At 49.8% G+C, this 683-nt stretch carries 1 protein-coding gene and 1 pseudogene; both read right to left on the bottom strand.

What is annotated here, in order from left to right; genetic code table 11:
* Window positions 1-348, bottom strand: a pseudogene (locus R7Z47_RS25005) (fructuronate reductase); the annotation flags it as partial.
* Between the two features lie 51 nt (window positions 349-399).
* Window positions 400-683: TRAP transporter large permease subunit (locus tag R7Z47_RS25000; RefSeq protein WP_318130783.1), on the bottom strand; the 284-nt coding region annotated here is incomplete at its 5' end.

Raw genomic sequence — 683 nt, 5'->3', positions numbered from 1 at the left:
GGCCATTTTTTCGAGAACAGTTTCGATGCTGTCCAAATGTGGGTGCAGTGATTCCGTCACCGAGCCAATCACTTTGACTTCGGTCGATTCTGCGCCTTTTTCTGCCACCGTGTAGAGGTGATCTTGCGCGCGCAGCGATTGAATTAACTCTTCACCGCCAAATAGGTTGATTTCGCAAATGCCCCAATCCGAGCCCGTTTTGCTCAGCATTTCATTGGTGAACAGTGCTTGGTGCGCTCGGTGGAAAGCACCGAAACCAAGGTGAATAATACGGCTTTTGAGTGTAGAACGGTCGTAATCTGGCAGCGAAACAGCAGCATTTAGGGTAGAGTTTGCAATGGTTTTCATTTTATTTCCCTTCTCCCGCAGAGTGCTCTGCGGGATGATTCATTGAAAGAGTTAGTAGCCTAGGACCAGTTTTGGTAAGAACAGACTGAGTTCAGGAATAAAGGTCACCGCCATTAGGGCCGCAATCAGTGCAACGTAGAATGGCAGAAGCGGCTTGATCACTTTGTCGATCGCAACATTCGCCACAGAACAACCGATAAACAACGCACTACCTACCGGTGGAGTACAGATGCCGATCGCCAAGTTGAAGGTCATCATGATGCCGAAGTGAACCGGGTCGATGCCCATATCCAGCGCGATTGGCAGGAAGATCGGCGTGAAGATCAGTACCGCTG

The organism is Vibrio sp. 1641 (genome assembly GCF_033339995.1).
In the GTDB taxonomy this organism is placed as follows: Bacteria; Pseudomonadota; Gammaproteobacteria; order Enterobacterales; family Vibrionaceae; genus Vibrio; species Vibrio alginolyticus.
Note: the sequence above shows the minus strand (reverse complement) of the source record. Positions and strands in the feature narration are given on the sequence as shown.